Raw genomic sequence first — 942 nt, forward strand, 5'->3', positions numbered from 1 at the left:
GTCTTGTTCGCGTAGGTCTGCTGGAAGCGGTCGAGGATGGCGTCTCCATTCTTGACCAGCGTGTCGATGCCTTCCTGAACGCTGACCTTGTTGGCGAAGATCGCCTGCATCTGGGTGCCGAACTCGGCGCGGATCTGGGTGAAATTACCGAGACGGATGCCGCGGGTGATCTCGGTCGGCTCCGACGCGGTCAGGCTGGCGATGGCGACCTCGCGGCCCTTGTAGGGCGCCTTGTCGTAGAAGCCGTTGGCCTTCATGTACTCGAAGCCGGACTTCGCCACCGGGATGTAGCCGGTGTTGGTCGACCAGAAGAGCGCCGTCTTGGGATCATGGATGAAGTTGAGGAAGGCGGCGGCGCCTTTGTATTCCTCGGGCGACTTGCCGGACAGCACCCAGAGCGAGGCGCCGCCGACCAGCGAATTCTTGCGCTCGGTGCCGGCATAGACGGGCAGCTCGGCCACGTCCCAGCTCATGCCTTCCTTTTGCGTCTTGCCGACCGTGCCGTGGTCGCCGACCGAGGTCATGATGAGCTGGCAGGTGCCGGAGGCGAAGGCCTGCACCATGTCCTGGCCGAGGTCCTTCGACTTGATCTTGATCAGGCCGGCGTCGTACCACTTCTTGAGGTCGCCGACATACTGGACGAACTTGGTCTTGTTCATCTCGAGGCGGGCGTTGAGACCGTCATAGCCGTTGTTCTCGGTGGCGATCGGCTGGTTGTGGATGGCCGAGAACTGCTCCATCAATTGCCAGCTCTCGTTGCCGGAAATGTTGATCGCCATCGGGCAGTCATAGCCGGCGTCCTTCAGCGCCTTGAGGTCGGCGCCGACATCTTCCCAGGTCTTCGGCGCCTCGGTCTTGCCGATCTTGGCGAAGGCGTCCTTGTTCCAGTACATCAGCGCCGTCGAGGAGTTGAACGGGAACGACAGCATCTCGCCCTTCGAC

1 protein-coding gene is annotated in these 942 nt (G+C 62.0%); it reads right to left on the reverse strand.

Features of this window, described 5'->3' with window-relative positions:
• Positions 1-942: extracellular solute-binding protein (locus tag EN742_RS36125; RefSeq protein WP_128333946.1), on the reverse strand; the 942-nt coding region annotated here is incomplete at both ends.

The sequence above is a fragment of the Mesorhizobium sp. M4A.F.Ca.ET.020.02.1.1 genome, assembly GCF_004022645.1.
In the GTDB taxonomy this organism is placed as follows: Bacteria; Pseudomonadota; Alphaproteobacteria; order Rhizobiales; family Rhizobiaceae; genus Mesorhizobium.